The 1,295-nt window shown below is 65.3% G+C and carries 1 protein-coding gene; it reads left to right on the top strand.

The window, feature by feature from the left end:
• The coding region (locus AC1D1M_RS31330; protein ID WP_477778678.1) for an immunoglobulin-like domain-containing protein at positions 1-1,295 on the top strand (1,295 nt) is incomplete at both ends.

The raw sequence follows: 1,295 nt of genomic DNA, 5'->3' as shown, positions 1-1,295 counted from the left end.
TTCGAAAACCTGGTGCCGAGCAGCGTACCGGCGGTGACGGAAGTGACCGACACCATCGACACCACCACCGTGAAGCTCAGCGCGACCGAGTCGGCCGCTGAAGGCGGAACCGTTGTCTACACCGCCACCGTCGGCGCCGCCGTCGCCGGTTCGCCTGTCGTCGTGACCCTGGCCAACGGCCAGACCATCACCATCGCCGTCGGTCACACCACCGGCACCATCACCACCAGCGCGCCGAACGACGTGCTGACTGGTCACGCGCCGCTGACCAACTCGATCACCGACATCAGCGGCGGCAATTACGAAAATCTGGTCGCCGACAAGACCCCGGTTTCGACCACTGTGACCGACACCGTCGACACGACCAACCTGTCGCTGAGCGCGACGGATGCCGTGGCCGAGGGCGGCTCGATCGTCTACACCGCGACCCTGACCAACGCCGCCGGCTCGCCGGTCACCGTGACCCTGTCGAACGGCGCGGTGATCACCATTGAGGCCGGCAAGACCACCGGCACCGTAAGCGTTGCGGCCCCGTCCGACGACGTCTACAAAGACGCCGGCAAAGTCGAAGTCAGCATTTCCACTGCTACCGGCGGCAACTTCGAGAACCTGGTGCCAAGCAACGCTCCAGCGGTGACGGAAGTGACCGACACCATCGACACCACGACCGTGAAACTTTCCGCGACTGAAACCGCGGCCGAGGGTGGCACTGTCACCTACACCGCGACCGTCGGCGCAGCCGTCACCGGTTCGCCGGTCACCGTGACCCTGGCCAACGGCCAGAGCATCACCATCGCGGTCGGCGAAACCACCGGCACTGTGACCACCACCGCGCCAAACGACGCGCTGGCTGGCCATGCGCCGCTGACCAACTCGATCACCAACGTCAGCGGCGGCAACTACGAAAATCTGGTCGCCGACAAATCCCCGGTTTCGACCACTGTCACCGATACCCCAGACACCACCAACCTGTCGCTGAGCTCGACGGATGCCGTGGCCGAGGGCGGCTCGATTGTTTACACCGCGACCCTGACCAACGCCGCCGGCTCGCCGGTGACCGTGACCCTGAGCAACGGCGCCGTGATCACCATCGACGCCGGGAAAACCACCGGCACCGTAAGCGTTGCGGCCCCGTCCGACGACGTGTACAAAGACGCCGGCACCGTTCAGGCCACGATCAGCAACGCCACCGGCGGCAGCTTCGAAAACCTGGTGCCGAGCAACGCTCCAGCGGTGACGGAAGTGACCGACACCATCGACACCACCACCGTGAAGCTTTCCGCGACTGAAACCGC

Source organism: Pseudomonas sp. P1_F7, from assembly GCF_056405655.1.
Note: the sequence above shows the minus strand (reverse complement) of the source record. Positions and strands in the feature narration are given on the sequence as shown.